This is a genomic window from Polymorphospora sp. A560 (genome assembly GCF_045781765.1).
Lineage (GTDB): Bacteria > Actinomycetota > Actinomycetes > Mycobacteriales > Micromonosporaceae > Polymorphospora > Polymorphospora lycopeni.
This window is the reverse complement of sequence record NZ_CP122282.1, coordinates 6,601,801-6,616,808: the sequence shown is the minus strand read 5'-3', so window position 1 is coordinate 6,616,808 and position 15,008 is coordinate 6,601,801. Positions and strand designations below refer to the sequence as shown.

The following is a 15,008-nucleotide window of genomic DNA, read 5'->3' as shown; positions in this document are numbered from 1 at the left end:
GCGCCCCGGCCACCGCCGGGCGCACCGGTCCATAGACTGGCGGCCGGATCGGGAGGTGGGTCGTGCAGCGTGTCCGGATCGCCGTCGTCGGCAGCGCCAACATGGACCTGGTGGCGGTGGCGCCGTCGCTGCCCCGACCGGGCGAGACGGTGCTCGGCACCGACTTCGTGATGGTGTCCGGCGGCAAGGGGGCCAACCAGGCGGTCGCGGTCAGCCGGGCCGGCGGCTCGTGCGTGATGCTCGGCGCGATCGGCTCCGACTCCTTCGGCGTCACGCTGAAGGCCCGCATCGCCGGCGCCGGTGTCGACGTGTCGCAGTTGCGGGTCGTCTACGGCGCGTCCGGTGTCGCGCTGGTGGTGGTGAACGCCGCCGGCGAGAACACCATCGTGGTCACCCCGGGCGCCAACGGTGCGTTCACCGCGCTGACCGGGCCGGAGTTGGACGCCGTACGGGACGCCGACATCATGATCGCCCAACTGGAGATCCCGGTCGAGACGGTGACCGAGGCGGCGCTGGCCGCCCGTGCGGCGGGCACCCGGGTGGTGCTCAACGCCGCGCCGGCACGGGCCCTGCCCACCGAGTTGCTCGACGCGGTGGACCTGCTGGTGGTCAACGAGGTCGAGGCGCAGGCGCTCACCGGCCGGGGCCGCGAGGAGCCGGCGGCGTTGCTGTCGGTCGTGCCGCGCGCGGTGCTGACCCTCGGCGACGCCGGCGCCTGGTACGTCGACCGCGACGGCACCGCCGCGCACGTCCCGGCGTATCCGGTGCGGGCGGTGGACTCGACCGCCGCCGGTGACGCCTTCACCGGGGCGCTCGCCGTCGCCTGGGCCGAGGGACGGGACCTGGTCGAGGCGACCCGCTGGGCGTGCGCGGCCGGGGCGGCGTGCGTACGCCGGGTCGGCGCCTCGGTCTCGCTGCCGCACCGCGCGGACATCGACGCCCTCTTCGGCTGACCGGCCCGGTGGGGGTGCCGGGCCGAACCGGCACCGTTGCCCCGATCGGGCACCATTGGTACATGATCCGCTTCATCCTGAACCTGCTCTGGCTCGTCTTCGGCAGCGGTATCGTGCTCGCGATCGGCTACGGCATCGCGGCGCTCATCTGTTTCGTGCTCGTGGTGACCATCCCGTTCGGGGTGGCGTCGCTGCGGCTGGCCTACTACTCGCTGTGGCCCTTCGGCCGCACCCTGGTGCCCAAGCCGGGGGCCGGCGTCGGGTCGGGCATCGCCAACATCCTGTGGGTGGTGCTCGCCGGCTGGTGGCTGGCGCTCATGCACATCGTCGCCGGGATCGGGCTGTGCGTGTCGATCGTCGGCATTCCGTTCGGGATCGCGAACTTCAAGCTGGTGCCCGCGGCGTTCTGGCCGCTCGGCCGCGAGGTGGTCGAGATCGACGACCTGCGCCGGCCGGGCACCGTCACGGCGTGACGGCGGCCCCGCCCGGCCGGACCGGCCGGGCGGGACCCGCGGTCAGTCGTTGTCGTCGGCCAGCCGCTCCTCGCCGCGCCGGCGCAGCATCCGCAGGCCGGGGATGCCGGCGACGGCGAGCTTCAGGTCGCGGGTCACCTCCAGCAGGTCGTGGATGTCCGGGCCGACCCGGTCGAGGGTGCCCAGGATCGGCAGCACGTCGGAAGTGAGGTGTTCGGTCAACCGGGGCAGCTCGTCGACCAGCCGGATCGCCGCGTCGACCTCCTCCGGGGACAGTTGCTCGACGAAGCGGACGGCCATCGGCGCGGCCTTCTGCAGCGTCGGCGCGTACGTCGTGAGCAGCTCGTCGGCCTTGCCCGCCGTGCCCTCCACCCGACCGACCACCCCGGCGGCCTTGGCGGCGACCGCCTCGGCCGCGCCGACCACGACGCCGGCCGAGCCGGCGACCTTCTCGACGTCGGCGAGCACCGTGCCGGCGGCGGTGGCGATCCGGGTCACCTCGGTGATCGTGGCCGACGCGGCGTCGGTGATCGTGTCGACCTGACCGACGGCCGCCTTCGCGGCGGTGGTGATCTCGTCGACGTTGCCGACGGCCCGTTTCGCGGCATCGGTGATCTCGCCGACCTGCCCGACCGCCCGCTCGGCGGCACCGACCGCGCTCTCGGCCCGGTCGAGGACCGTCTCGACCCGGTCGACGACCCGGTTGATCCGGTTGACCAGCGCCTCGACGCTGTCGAGCACGGCGAACGCGCGGGCCGGTACGGCGGCCAGCGTCCCGGCGGTGTCCACCGCCTGGCCGACGGCGGCCCTGGTCAGGTCGAACACGGCGGAGGGGCGGGGGAGCGGCAGCGGCATCCCCACATTGTGCGTCGGCGGGACCACCGTCGCCCACGCCGGCCCGGTCGAGCCGCCCACGCCGGCCCGGTCGAGCCGCCCACGCCGGCCCGGTCGAGCCGCCCACGCCGGCCCGGTCGAGCCGCCCACGCCGGCCCGGTCGAGCCGCCCACGCCGGCCCGGTCGAGCCGCCCACGCCGGCCCGGTCGAGCCGCCCACGCCGGCCCGGTCGAGCCGCCCACGTGGCCCGGTCGATCCGGCCCGGTCGATCCCGCCCGCGCCCGCCCGGTCGGTCCGGTCACGTGGTGCCGGCCGGCGCGGCGCCGGCCGCGCTCGCCCGCACGACGAGGTCGACGGGGAAGACCAGGCGCCAGCGGGCGGCGGCCCCGCCGTCGAGCAACGTCCTGGTCGCGGCGGCGGCCATCTCCTCGACCGGCAGACGTACGGTCGTCATCGGCGGGTTGACGGCCGTCGCGATGACGCTGTCGTCGAAGCCCACCACGCTGACGTCGTCCGGCACCCGGCGACCGGCGGCGGTGAGGGCCTGGATGGCGCCGGCCGCCATCAGGTCGCTGGCCGCGAAGACCGCGTCGATGTCCGGCCGGGTCGCGATCAGGCGGGCGGTCGCCCGGTAGCCCGCCTCCCGGCGGAACTGGCCGTCGCCGGTGATGTCGGGCAGGCCGGTGGCGCGGATCGCGTCGAGGTGCCCGACCCGGCGGCTGGCCGCGCAGGTGTTGCCGGCCGGACCGTGGACGGCGGCGATCCGGCGCCGGCCGAGGTCGTGCAGGTGGGTGACCGCGGCATGGGCGCCCTGCGCGTTCCGGGCCTCCACCGCGGGCACCCGGTCCGCCGTCGCGCCGAGGGACACGACCCGTTCGCACCGGTCGTGGAACCGGGTGGCCAGCGGGGGCGGGACGTTGACGAGGATCGCGCCCTGGGTCGTTGTCCGCGCGATCTCGTCGATCGACCGGTGTGCGGCGCCCTCGGCGAGGAGGCGTACCCGCAGGTGGGTGTCGGTGCCGGCGAGCGCCGCCAGGGCGCCGGCGACCACCCGGCTGAGGTACGGGTTGGTGCCGAACCGGGCCGAGTCCGTCTCGAAGCCGACGGCGACGAGGTCGATGACGTCGGTCCGGCCGAGGGCCAGCATGCGGGCCGCCGGGTTGGGCCGGTAGCCGAGCCGGTCGACGGCCTGGTGGACGCGCGAGCGTGCCTCGGCGGACGTGCCCCGGCCATTGTTGATCACTCGGGAGGCGGTGGCGCGGGAGACGCCGGCCACCCGGGCGACGTCCTCGATCGTCGGTCTCCGGTCCTGCATGTCGACGGCCTCCCTCCGGCCGGTGCGGTTCAACTCATCTAGAGAGCGCTCTCGCGACTTGGTCGCACTTATGCTGAATCAGGTGCTGATCCCCACACTGTGAGGCAGGTCAGGGTGTCAGAGTAGGTGAGAGAGCGCTCTCTTAGCTAGGGGCCGATCGGGTCGGCGCGACGCGCCGACCCGGCCACCCCGGATCGGTGACGCGGTGCCCGGCCGGACCCGCCGTCATCGCGGCTCACCGTGTTCGACGGCACGCTGCACGGCCCGGTAGATCTGCCCGAACCGGTGCGCGTCGGAGGTGCGCAGCAGCAGGACCTCCTCGCCGGCACACTGCACCCAGATCTCGTTCACGGCTCCACCCCGCGAGTACGAACGGTCGAGCCAGCCGAGCGGCACCTCCAGGAACGGTGCGAGCGCGAACGCCCCGACGGCGCAGACGGCGACGATGATCAGGGCCAGGCTCCAGTTGGCCCGGTCGACCGCGGAGTAGGCGAGCGAGAGCAGGCAGACGACCGCGACCAGCGGCGGGGCCGAGAGCAGAAAGATCAGCAGGCCGCGTACGGCAACCCGGGTCCAGGTCCGCGCCGACCCGCGCCCGCGCTGGTGCCAGACGTACGTCAGGTCGGCCATCCGGTAGCTGCGCCCCTCGACGTGGATCGAGGTCGAGGTCACTTGCACCGAATCGTCCCGATAGAAGAGCGTCACCCTTCCAGCAAAGCGCGTCGGCCGGAAGACGGACAGACCTTCTGTCGATCACCCGACGACAGTTACGTCGATCGTGGACCGGCCGGGCGCGGGATCCGCCCACCCGCCGGGGTACGGCGCCGGGCCGGTGCCGCGCCGGACGCCGGCGGAACCACTGACGCGGGACCCGGCGCGCGCCGCACCGGTGGCCCGGCCCGGCCGGGACTCGGCCGGGGAGCCGGCGGGGCCTCCAGCGCCCGCTGCAACGCCCGGTAGATCCGGCCGAACCGGGCGGCGTCGGGAGTGTGCACCAGCAGCACCGGCGCGCCCCGCACCTCGGCCCAGATCTCCAGGTCGTGCACGCCCCGCTCGTACGACCGGTCGAGGCGGCCGAGCAGCAGGTCGGCGAGCGGGCCGACGGCCAGCCCGACCAGCACCGAGGCGGCGACGACCGCGATCGTCACGGTCACCGAGGCACGGAGCTGCACCGCCACGGCGATGCCGAACGCGGCGGCGACCAGCGGGCCGGCCATGGCGACGCCGATGGCGCCCCGCCCGGCCAGCATCCGCCAGTTGCGGGTGCCCCGCTGGTGCCAGACCCGGGTCAGCGAGTCCAGCGGGTAGGCGCGCGGTCCCACCCGGATGGCCTCCGAGGTGACCTGCACGGCCCGGTCGCGGTAATAGGTGATCATCACAGTGCCCATGTCGAGTCCGTCTCCACGTAACCTACCCAGGACGAGCGGCCGTGGCGCCCGCACGACCGTGATCCGGCCGTGCGGCCAACCGGATGACGTAGACCTGATACGGACCGGACGGCCGGAACCGAGAGGAAGGCGGCACCGTGGGCGAATTCGTACGCGTGGAGATCAACGACGGCATCGGCACGATCCGGCTGGAGCGGCCGCCGATGAACGCCCTGAACAGCGTCGTACAGGAGGAGTTGCGGGCCGCGGCCCAGGCCACCACCGCCGATCCCGGCGTCAAGGCGGTGATCGTGTACGGCGGCGAGAAGGTCTTCGCGGCCGGCGCCGACATCAAGGAGATGGCCGGGATGTCGTACGCCGACATGGCCGACCGCGCCGTCGAACTGTCCGGCGCGCTCGGTGCCATCGCCCGCATCCCCAAGCCGGTCGTCGCCGCGATCACCGGCTACGCCCTCGGCGGCGGCTGCGAGCTGGCGCTGGCCTGTGACTGGCGGGTCGTCGCCGACGACGCGAAGCTCGGCCAGCCGGAGATCAAGCTCGGCGTCATCCCCGGCGCCGGCGGCACCCAGCGGCTGGCCCGCCTGGTCGGCCCGGCCCGGGCCAAGGACATCATCCTCTCCGGCCGGATGGTCGACGCCCAGGAGGCGCTGCGGATCGGGCTCGCCGACCGGGTGGTCCCGGCCGACCGGGTCTACGCGGAGGCGGTCGCGCTGGTCACCCCGTACGTCGACGGACCGACCCAGGCGGTACGCGCCGCGAAGCTCGCCATCGACGGCGGCCTGGAAATGGATCTGGCCTCCGGTCTGGCCTGGGAGAGCCAGCTCTTCGCGGCGCTGTTCGCCACCGACGACCGGCGGGAGGGCATGGCCGCCTTCGTGGCGAAGCGCAAGCCGGACTTCACCGGCCGCTGACCAGGACCGCCGGGCCGGCTCCGGAGATGAGCCGCGCCGGGCCGGCGGACCACCGCCGGCCCGGTCGCCCCGGGGGTGCCGGGCCGGCCCGTCGGGTGTCCGACGGCAGTGTCCTCGATCGACAGCGCGGCGGCCCGCCGGCCGTACACTCGGCGTCATGCCAGCCAACCCGGCGCCGCCATCCGGGCACGCCCTCGGCGTCGATTTCGGCACCTCACACACTGTCGCGGTGGTCCGATGGCCGGACGGCCGGGCCCGCCCGCTGCTGGTCGACGGCTCGCCCCTGCTGCCGTCGGCGGTCTACGCCGAACCGGGCGGGGGCATTTCGGTCGGCCGCGACGCCGTGCACAGCGCCCGGCTCGACCCGTCCCGGTTCGAGCCCAACCCGAAGCGCCGCATCGACGAGGGCACGGTGCTGCTCGGCGACCGCGAGGTGCCGGTGGTCGACCTCATGGCGGCGGTGCTCGGGCGGGTGGCCGAGGAATGGCGGCGTACCGTCGGTCAGGTCACCCCGCGACTGACCCTCACCTGCCCGGCGACCTGGGGTGCCACCCGGCGCGGCCAGCTTGCCGACGCGGCCGGCCGCGCCGGGCTGGGGCAGGCCCGCCTGGTGGCCGAGCCGGTCGCCGCCGCCACCTACTTCGCCGAGGTGCTCGGCCGGGACGTGCCGATCGGGTCGGTCGTGGTGGTGCACGACTTCGGCGCCGGCACGTTCGACGCCAGCGTCGTCGCCCGCCGGGCAACCGGGTTCGAGGTGCTGGCCGTCGACGGGTGCGACGACGTCGGCGGGCTCGACATCGACGCCGCACTGCTGGCCCACCTGCGCACCACCTACGCCGACCGCGGCAGCCGGGAGTGGGAGCGGCTCGCGAATCCGTCCACGGTGGAGGAACGGCGGGCCAAGCGGCAGCTGTGGGACGACGTACGGGTGGCCAAGGAGCGGTTGTCGAGGCGGCCGGCGGCCGACCTGGTGATCCCGCTGCTCGACCTGGAGGTGCACCTGACGCGGGAGGAACTGGAGGGGCTGGCCCGGCCGTTGCTGGAGCAGACCATCCGGGTGACCCGGGGCGTCATGGGCCGGGCCAACCTGGCCGACGGTCAGGTCGCCGGCGTCTTCCTGGTCGGCGGTTCCAGCCGTATCCCGTTGCTGGCCACGATGCTGCACCGGGTGCTGGGCACCGCCCCGGTCGTGATCGAACAGCCGGAACTGGTGGTGGCCGAGGGAAGCGTCCTGGCCGGCACGGCCCTGCTGGCCAGCCGCCCGTCAGGCGCCGAGCCACCCCCGCCGCCGATCCCCGGCCCGCTGTCTCCACCACCGATCCACGGCCCGGCGGTGCCGGTCTCCGGGCCGCCGGTTCCCGCGCCACCGGTCTCCGGGCCGCCGGTTCCCGCGCCACCGGTCTCCGGGCCGCCGGTTCCCGCGCCACCCGTCTTCGGGCCACCGGCCGGACATCCGGCGCCGACGTCCGGCGCGCCCGTCTCCGGGGCACCGGTGTCGGGTGCGCCCGTCTCCGGGCCGCCCGTACCGGTCTCACCGGTCGCCGGCCAGCCGCCACGCACCGTCGGGCGGGTCATCGTGCCCGACGCCGTACCGCCGCCCGGCCGGCCAGCCACCGGTCCGGCCGGCCCGCCGGTGGCACCCACCCGGCAACTGCCCCGGGTCCCCGGTCAGCCGCCGGTCGCCCCGCCATCGGCCGGGCCGGGCCGGATCGACCCGACCCGGATCGAGCCGGTGCCGCCCCCGCCGGGCCGCTCCCGTCGCCTCCGCGGCCGGCATCCAGGACCGCGCCCACCCGCCTCGACCCCGACCCGCCCCGGTTCGCCGCCGAGCCGCCCCGCCCGGCGGGCGTCCCGCTCCGGCCGGTGTCGCCGCCCCCGCGCCAGGTCCCCGTACCCCGCCCGGTGTCGCCGTCCCCGCGCCAGGTCCCCGTACCCCGCCCGGTGTCGCCGTCCCCGCGCCAGGTCTCCGTACCCCGGCCGGTGTCGCCACCCGCGCCGCCTCCGGCGTACCCGCCGGCGCCGGCCCGCCGGCGGCCGGGACCGGTCCGCCGGACCCTGCGCACCCTGTTCGTGCTCACGGTGCTGGTGGGTACCCCGGTGCTGGCCGGCGTGATCGCCTTCCGGGTCGGCGAGGGGGAGTCCTTCGGCGAGGTGGTGACCGACCTGCTCGGCAGGATCGGCATCAGCCTTAGGTGAGTCCTGTTCATGTTCTGTGAAACTGGCCGGTAACCTGCACCGTGGATCGACGACACGATGGGAGTGGATGGCGCATGACGGAGCAGATCGAGGGACACGGCGGGGAACTGGCCCTCGCGGCCCTGCGGGCGGCCGGGGTCAACGAGATGTTCACCCTCTCCGGCGGCCACGTCTTCCCGCTCTACGACGCGGCGCACAAGACCGAATTCCCGATCTACGACGTACGCCACGAGCAGTCCGCGGTCTTCGCCGCCGAGGCGGTCGCCAAGCTCCAGCGTCGCCCCGGCCTCGCCGTACTCACCGCCGGCCCCGGTGTCACCAACGGGATCTCCGGCCTGACGAGCGCCCACTTCAACGCCTCGCCGGTGCTGGTCATCGGCGGCCGGGCGCCGGCCTTCCGGTGGGGCTCCGGCAGCCTCCAGGAGATCGACCACCTGCCGCTGGTCAGCCCGGTCACCAAGAAGGCGGCGACCGTCTTCGCCACCGACGAGATCCCGGCCGCCGTACGCGACGCGCTCACCACCGCCCTCACCCCGCACCGCGGCCCGGTCTTCCTCGACCTGCCGCTGGAGGTGTTCTTCTCCACCGGTGAGGCCGACGCCCCGGCCGCCCCTGACGTCCCGGTCGTCGAGTACGACCCCGAGGAGGTGGCGCGGGCCGCGACCCTGATCGCCGGTGCCGTCCGCCCGGTCATCATCGCCGGCTCCGACGTCTACGCCGCCGACGCGGTCGCCGCGCTGCGCGAGGCGGCCGAGGCGTTGCAGGTGCCGGTCTTCACCAACGGCATGGGCCGGGGGGCACTGCCGCCGCAGCACCCGCTCGCCTTCGCCAAGGCCCGCCGTACGGCGCTGCGCGGCGCCGACGTGATTGTGGTCATCGGCACCCCGCTGGACTTCCGGCTCAGCTTCGGCGACTTCGACGGCGCCCAGGCGGTGCACATCGTCGACGCGCCGGGACAGCGGGCCACGCACGTCGAGGCGACCGTCTCGCCCGCCGGCGACCTGCGGCTGATCCTGTCCGCCCTGGCCGACCACCGGGGCGACCGCGAGGACCACAGTGGATGGGTCGCCGACCTGCGGGCCGCCGAGGACGCCGCCCGGGCCCGCGACGCCGAGGAGATGGCCGCCGAGACCGACCCGATCCGGCCCGCCCGGATCTACGGCGAACTGCGCCGCGTCCTCGCCGCCGACGCGGTCACCATCGGCGACGGTGGCGACTTCGTGTCGTACGCCGGCCGCTACCTCGAACCGTCGGTGCCCGGCACCTGGCTCGACCCGGGGCCGTACGGCTGCCTCGGCACCGGCATGGGCTACGCGATGGGCGCCCGGGTGACGTACCCCGACCGGCAGATCTGCGTCCTGATGGGCGACGGTGCCGCCGGGTTCTCGCTGATGGACGTCGAGTCGCTGGTACGGCAGAAGCTGCCGGTCGTGATCGTGGTCGGCAACAACGGCATCTGGGGGCTGGAGAAGCACCCGATGCGCGCCATGTACGGCTACGACGTCGCCGCCGACCTGCAGCCGGAGCTGCGCTACGACGAGGTGGTCCGGGCGCTGGGCGGCGCCGGGGAGACGGTGGCGAAGGCCGCCGACCTCGGCCCGGCACTCAACCGCGCGTTCGACGCCGGAGTGCCGTACCTGGTGAACGTCCTCACCGACCCCGCCGACGCCTACCCGCGTTCGTCCACTCTGGCCTGAGCCGTCGGTCCGTCGTGGTCCCCGCGCTGCAGCGGCAGCGCGGGGCCGGCATCGTCGCCGCCGGGTCCGACCAGCGCCTGCTCGGCGGCGGGGACGGTCGCCTTGTCGGTGCCGGTCGATCCGACCGGGCTCGCCGCGCCGTCGACACCCGAGCGCTGGGCCGGGGCGGTGGCCGGGGTGTTCCGGCGGACCGCCAGCAACGGCAGCAGCAGGACGCCGAGCACGTACGGCGCCGCCATGTAGCGTGCCGCCTGCACGTTGTTGACGATCATCACCGAGATCTGGTTGCCGGCCGACAGCGCGGCGAGGGCGAGCAGCGCCGGCTCCCGCCGCCGCCAGGCGGCGAACCCGATCACCGCGTAGGCCACGTACGTCCACGTGGCTCCCCGCCACAGCAGCCACTCCACGCCCGGTTCGTTGGCCAGCCGGGTGAGTTCCATGCCGATCCGGTGCGCCCGTTCGCTCAGCGGCCGCGTCCGTACGGTGTGGCTGAACGGGCTCTGCTGGAAGGCGGGGTCCCGCTCGATGAAGATCGGCAGACCCCACGCCGAGGGATTGCGGCTGATGGTGCCGGCCGGCAGCGGGTTCCAACCGATCGAGCTACGGCAGATCCGGGCGTCCACGATCGTGCCGGGCGCCCGCCGCAGCGCGGCGACCCAGACGTCGACGAGGGCGTCACCGTGGACCGAGGCCGCCCGCCGGTCGAACGGCCGGGCGTAGGTGAGGGTGTCGGCGTGGTAGCAGTCGGCGGAGTCGCGCCAGTGCGACAGGGGAGCGACCCGGGCCATCACCTCGGTGTGCTCGGTCGGGAAGGCGGCCGGGTTGGCGGCGTACGCGACCGAGATGTCGGCGAACATCGCCTCGTACGCGACGATCGATTCGCTGTCCCGTACCCCGAGTGCCGGCAGCAGCGCCCAGTTGGTCAGCAGTGCGGCCGTCACGGCGGCGACCGCCGCGAGCAGCAGCCGCCCGGCGGGCCGCAGCAGTAGCACGCCGGCGACCGCGACGATACCCACGACGATGAAGCCGTTCTGCCGGAAGAGGCAGATCAGCGTCATCTCCACGGCGGCGGCGACGAGCAGCCCGGCCGGCAGTACCGGCCGTAACCCGTCCCGGCGCCGGGCCACCGCCCGGGCCAGGGTGCCGAGCAGGAAGACGTGGCAGATGACGAACGGAACGTCTTTCCAGACGGCGATGACGAATCCGCCGACCGGCGGCAGGGCCACCACGACGACCGCGGCGCCGGCCGCCAACCAGCCGGGTACGCCGAGCCGGCGCAGCCCGCCGACGGCGTACGCCAGCCCGACCGCCATGGCCACGGTCTGCAGGAAGGTGAGCGCACCGAGCCCGCCGAAGACCTGCAACGACAGCCAGACCAGGCCCGTGTACGTGACCGGATGGTGGGTGTTCCAGGTGCCGGTCGTCGACTGGGTGATGTAGACCAGCGAGTCGGGACTGAACAGCCCGGGATGATGGACCGCCCACCAGAAGAGCAGCACGAGCTGGGTGAGGGCGTACGTGACCAGAACCGGACCGGGCACCCGGAGACCCGCCGCGGGGCTGGGCCGGCGGCCGGTGGCGACTGCGGTTCCGGCGACGTTCGGTGGCGTGCCGTCGTTCATGGAAGCCGTTTCTCGGGTCGCGCACCGGTCGGGGACGGTCGCGGGCTTGGTGGACGCCCGATTCTACGGCTTGTCGGAAACGGCACCGCCCCGCCGAGTTCAGTTCCGGCGTGGCGTCGCTAGTTTTCCGGCGTGGCGTCCCCGCGCGGCTGCTCGCCGGCCGGCCGGCGTACGTCGCTCTCCTGTTCACCGGCCTGCCGGCGCAGGTCACCCTCGCGGCGACGCAGGTCCTCCTCCCAGCGCTGGAACATCTCGCGGTCCTGCCGGGCCTGCTCGGCCTCCAGCGACCGCAGGAACTCCGGATCGTCCTCGGGCGCGAGCGGGCGCGGCCGCTCGACGACCGGCCGGGCATCCGGGCGGGCCGGCCGGCCGGCCCAGAAGTACGCGGCCGGGCCGAGCAGCGGAACGAAAAGGATGAGAAGGATCCACACGGCGCGGGGCAGGGCGCGGATCTCGGTCTTCTCCGGCGTCAGGCAACTGATCAGCGCGGCCGCCGCGAGTGCGACGTGTGCCACGAAAAGGAATAGGAACAGGCGGGCCATCCCGCAATGATGCCCCGCCGGAACGGCTCAGCCCAGGCAGACCAGAACAAGTACGGTCCCGAGTACGGCATAGCCCACGATGATCAGGGCGGCCAGCGGCAGGGTACGGCCGGCAACGGGCGGCCGACCGGCCCGCAGCGCGGCGGCCCGGCGCCGGCCCAGGACGAGCAGCCCGACCCAGCCGAGCAGTGCCGCCGTGGCGAGCAGCGCACCCGGGACCGGGCCGACCCCCGGCGCGGTGAGCACGGCCCGGGCGGCGAGTACGGCGACCGCGAGCGCCCCGATCGAGGTACGCCGCCAGGCGAGAGTGGTCCGCTCGGGCTGCAGCCCCGGATCACTCACGACGGGCCTGCGCTTCGCTCCGGCCCGTCGTGAGTGGCCCTGAGCTGTCTGGTTCGCTCGCTGCGCTCGCTCACGGCGTGCCCGCGCTTCGCTCGCTCACGGTGCCGGCTCGCCCCGGGCGGCCTGGATCAGGACGGCCACGATCAGCAGCGTGGCGCCGGCACCGATGACGGCGGCGAGCACGAGCGGGAAGCGTGAGGTCGGCAGGTCGGTGCCGAGCCGCATGGCCCGCTCGGTACGGGTCCAGTGCGCGACCGCCCGTACCGCCACGGCCGCGCCCAGCGCGAGCAGTCCCACGGCGATCACCTCCCGCAGGTACGGCAGCGGCAGCGGCGGCAGGAACTGGGCGGCGGCCAGCCCACCGGCGACCAGCGCGAGGCCGGTGCGGATCCAGGCCAGGAACGTCCGTTCGTTGGCCAGCGAGAACCGGTAGTCCGGCGTGTTGCCGACCCGTCTGGTTTCCTCGGGGTCGAACCACTGTCGGAGCATGAAACGGATTATCCGGTGGACTGGACCCATAGGCTGGTCAAGTGACCGATCTTGACATTGACGCGCTGCGCCGGACGTACGACAACCAGCTCCGGGCCCGGGTGCCCGATCCGCTGCCGGAGGGGACGGTGGTCGAGCACGACGGCCCGCTGGTCCGGATGCTCTACGCCGGCGAGGGCGGCTTTGTCACCTACCGCGACCTGGGCGGGCTCACCGACGCCGGGCTCGACGACCTGATCGCCAGGCAGCGGGACCTGTTCAAGACGCTCGGCCGGGAGGTCGAGTGGAAGCTGCACGGCCACGACGAACCAGCGGACCTCGGCGACCGGCTGCGGGCCGCGGGCTTCGAACCGCAGGAGCAGGAGACGGTGGTGATCGGCCCGCTCGCCCCGCTGGCGGCGATGCTGCCGGTGCCGCCGGAGGGGGTCGAGCTGCGTGAGGTGACCGCCCGGGCCGACCTGGACCGGATCGCGCGGATGGAGGAGCAGGTCTGGAACGATTCGCGGGGCTGGCTGGCCGACGGGCTGGAACGGGAGATCGCCGCCGACCCGCACTCGGTGACGGTCGTGGTCGCGGAGGCCGACGGTGAGGTGGTCAGCGCGGGCTGGGTGCGCTACGTGACCGGTACGCCGTTCGCCACGCTGTGGGGCGGTTCGACGCTGGAGAGCTGGCGGCGGCGGGGGATCTACCGGGCGTTGGTCACCTACCGGGCCCGGCTGGCGGGCGTCCGTGGCCACACGATGTTGCAGGTCGACGCCTCCGACGACAGCCGGCCGATCCTGGAGCGGCTCGGGTTCGTGGCGGTCACCACCACCACCCCGTACGTCTACACTCCCTGACCGTGGGTGAGGCACTGAGCGCGGACGAGAAGATGACCTTGAAGACCGCCGCGTTCGGGGCGGTCTTCCTGGTTTCCAACGCCGACCCGGGGCTGCGTGCCCTGGTCAGGGAGAGTTACGCCGCGTCCGGGGTGATCGTCGAGACCGGCGGGCTGGTGCGTGAGGCGCTGACCACCGGCGGCCTGCCCGATCTGCGGGGCGAGTCACCCACCGAACTCGCGACGGCCGTGTTGCCGGCGCTGGAGGAGTCGGTGGCGCTGCTGGCCGACCGGGCGCCGGACGAGTTGGCGAACTTCCGTACGGCGGTCATCAAGACGGCCGAGCAGGCCGCCGCCGCGGTGTCCGGGGTCAGCCCCGCCGAGGCGGAGATGCTGGACCGGATCCGGGCCGCACTCGGCGTGATCGGCTGATCCTTCCGCGACACGCCCTCGGCGTCTGTGGTGAGTTGTGTCACGTCGGGTGTCGGGTCGACCTAAGCTACTTGTGGGTAACATCGGTCGTGGGAAACTCCACAGCCGCCCCTTGTTGACCGAACGTTCAGGTAGGCGAGAGGCTGCGCCCGGGACCGGGTGAGCGTTTGTAACACCTACAGGAGGGTCGTCGAAACACGATGAACATCGTCGTACTCGTCAAGCAGGTGCCAGACTCCGGCTCGGAACGGAGCCTGCGCACAGACGACAACACCGTCGACCGGGAGTCGGCAAACAACGTCATCAACGAGATGGACGAATACGCCATCGAAGAGGCGCTGAAGATCAAGGAAGCGTCCGGCGGCGACATCACCATCCTGACCATGGGCCCCGACAAGGCCACCGACACCATCCGTAAGGCGCTGTCGATGAGCCGCGGCAGCGTCTTCATCGACCGGGCCGTACACGTCGTCGACCCCGCCCTGCACGGGTCCTGCGCCGTCGCCACCTCCAAGGTGCTCGCCGCCGCACTCGGCACCCTCAACGCCGACCTGGTCCTGTGCGGCGCGGAGTCCACCGACGGCCGGGTCCAGGTGCTCCCGCACATGCTCGCCGAGCGGCTCGGCATCGCCGCCCTCACCGGCGCGCGGAAGCTCACCATCGACGGCGGCACCCTCACCGTCGAGCGGCAGACCGAAGAGGGATACGAGGTCATCACGGCCAGCACCCCGGCGGTCGTCTCGGTCTGGGACACCATCAACGAGCCCGGCTACCCCTCCTTCAAGGGCATCATGGCCGCCAAGAAGAAGCCGGTGCAGACCCTGTCGCTGGCCGACCTCGGGGTCGCCGCCGGCGACGTCGGCTTCGACGGAGCCACCAGCGCGGTCGTCGAACACGCCAAGCGGCCGCCGCGCACCGGCGGCACCCGAATCACCAACGAGGGCGAGGGCGGCGTCAAGCTGGTCGAGTTCCTCGCTTCCGAGAAGTTCGTGTGAGA

Annotated in this window: 16 protein-coding genes; 8 read left to right on the top strand and 8 right to left on the bottom strand. The window is 73.8% G+C overall.

The annotated features are described in order from the left end of the window. Positions 1 to 62: 62 nt before the first annotated feature. Positions 63 to 953: a ribokinase gene (locus QCD66_RS29920; RefSeq protein ID WP_375734626.1), complete on the top strand. Its 891-nt coding sequence runs from the start codon at positions 63 to 65 to the stop codon at positions 951 to 953. Positions 954 to 1,015: 62 nt separating this feature from the next. Then, entirely contained in the window at positions 1,016 to 1,426 is a 411-nt protein-coding gene (locus QCD66_RS29915; RefSeq protein ID WP_357532785.1) for a YccF domain-containing protein, read from the top strand. A 42-nt stretch (positions 1,427 to 1,468) separates the two neighbouring features. On the opposite strand, the gene QCD66_RS29910 is transcribed toward QCD66_RS29915, so the two are convergent. The 4 genes from QCD66_RS29910 to QCD66_RS29895 form a co-directional block, all read right to left on the bottom strand. After that, complete coding sequence (locus QCD66_RS29910) at positions 1,469 to 2,281, bottom strand: hypothetical protein (protein WP_407566876.1); 813 nt, start codon at positions 2,279 to 2,281, stop codon at positions 1,469 to 1,471. Positions 2,282 to 2,558: 277 nt separating this feature from the next. Continuing rightward, entirely contained in the window at positions 2,559 to 3,575 is a 1,017-nt protein-coding gene (locus tag QCD66_RS29905) for a LacI family DNA-binding transcriptional regulator (protein ID WP_375736596.1), read from the bottom strand. Positions 3,576 to 3,800: 225 nt separating this feature from the next. Continuing rightward, positions 3,801 to 4,280 carry a DUF6232 family protein gene (locus tag QCD66_RS29900; RefSeq protein ID WP_364208382.1) on the bottom strand — a complete coding sequence of 160 codons (480 nt, stop codon included), beginning with the start codon at positions 4,278 to 4,280 and terminating at the stop codon, positions 3,801 to 3,803. 62 nt (positions 4,281 to 4,342) lie between these two features. Beyond that, the gene (locus QCD66_RS29895) at positions 4,343 to 4,951 is read right to left on the bottom strand and encodes a DUF6232 family protein (protein WP_375736604.1); all 609 of its coding nucleotides are present in this window, start codon (positions 4,949 to 4,951) and stop codon (positions 4,343 to 4,345) included. A gap of 149 nt (positions 4,952 to 5,100) precedes the next feature. Here QCD66_RS29895 and QCD66_RS29890 point away from each other — a divergent pair, with 149 nt between their 5' ends. From QCD66_RS29890 to QCD66_RS29880, 3 genes are all read left to right on the top strand, one after another. Continuing rightward, entirely contained in the window at positions 5,101 to 5,874 is a 774-nt protein-coding gene (locus QCD66_RS29890) for an enoyl-CoA hydratase-related protein (protein ID WP_375736597.1), read from the top strand. Between the two features lie 157 nt (positions 5,875 to 6,031). Next, positions 6,032 to 7,987, top strand: a complete 1,956-nt coding sequence (locus QCD66_RS29885) for an Hsp70 family protein (protein WP_407566875.1) — start codon at positions 6,032 to 6,034, stop codon at positions 7,985 to 7,987. Positions 7,988 to 8,144: 157 nt separating this feature from the next. Next, the gene (locus QCD66_RS29880; protein WP_375736599.1) at positions 8,145 to 9,767 is read left to right on the top strand and encodes an acetolactate synthase; all 1,623 of its coding nucleotides are present in this window, start codon (positions 8,145 to 8,147) and stop codon (positions 9,765 to 9,767) included. Here the strand turns inward: QCD66_RS29880 and QCD66_RS29875 are convergent. From QCD66_RS29875 to QCD66_RS29860, 4 genes are all read right to left on the bottom strand, one after another. Continuing rightward, a complete protein-coding gene (locus tag QCD66_RS29875; protein ID WP_407566874.1) occupies positions 9,740 to 11,389 on the bottom strand; it encodes a hypothetical protein in 1,650 nt (549 codons plus the stop codon). The two genes, QCD66_RS29880 and QCD66_RS29875, sit on opposite strands and share 28 nt — an antisense overlap. Positions 11,390 to 11,508: 119 nt before the next feature. Continuing rightward, positions 11,509 to 11,931, bottom strand: coding sequence for a PLD nuclease N-terminal domain-containing protein (locus QCD66_RS29870; RefSeq protein ID WP_364208367.1), 423 nt, complete (start codon positions 11,929 to 11,931; stop codon positions 11,509 to 11,511). A 27-nt stretch (positions 11,932 to 11,958) separates the two neighbouring features. Then, positions 11,959 to 12,273 carry a DUF202 domain-containing protein gene (locus QCD66_RS29865; protein ID WP_364208364.1) on the bottom strand — a complete coding sequence of 105 codons (315 nt, stop codon included), beginning with the start codon at positions 12,271 to 12,273 and terminating at the stop codon, positions 11,959 to 11,961. A 96-nt stretch (positions 12,274 to 12,369) separates the two neighbouring features. Beyond that, the gene (locus tag QCD66_RS29860) at positions 12,370 to 12,762 is read right to left on the bottom strand and encodes a DUF202 domain-containing protein (RefSeq protein ID WP_357532766.1); all 393 of its coding nucleotides are present in this window, start codon (positions 12,760 to 12,762) and stop codon (positions 12,370 to 12,372) included. Positions 12,763 to 12,803: 41 nt separating this feature from the next. On the opposite strand from QCD66_RS29860, the gene QCD66_RS29855 reads away from it, so the two are divergent. The 3 genes from QCD66_RS29855 (at position 12,804) to QCD66_RS29845 (ending at position 15,006) form a co-directional block, all read left to right on the top strand. Further along, a complete protein-coding gene (locus QCD66_RS29855) occupies positions 12,804 to 13,601 on the top strand; it encodes a GNAT family N-acetyltransferase (protein ID WP_364208361.1) in 798 nt (265 codons plus the stop codon). Between the two features lie 2 nt (positions 13,602 to 13,603). Then, positions 13,604 to 14,011, top strand: a complete 408-nt coding sequence (locus tag QCD66_RS29850) for a hypothetical protein (protein WP_375736601.1) — start codon at positions 13,604 to 13,606, stop codon at positions 14,009 to 14,011. Positions 14,012 to 14,211: 200 nt separating this feature from the next. Continuing rightward, entirely contained in the window at positions 14,212 to 15,006 is a 795-nt protein-coding gene (locus QCD66_RS29845) for an electron transfer flavoprotein subunit beta/FixA family protein (RefSeq protein ID WP_364208355.1), read from the top strand. The last annotated feature ends 2 nt before the right edge of the window (positions 15,007 to 15,008 follow it).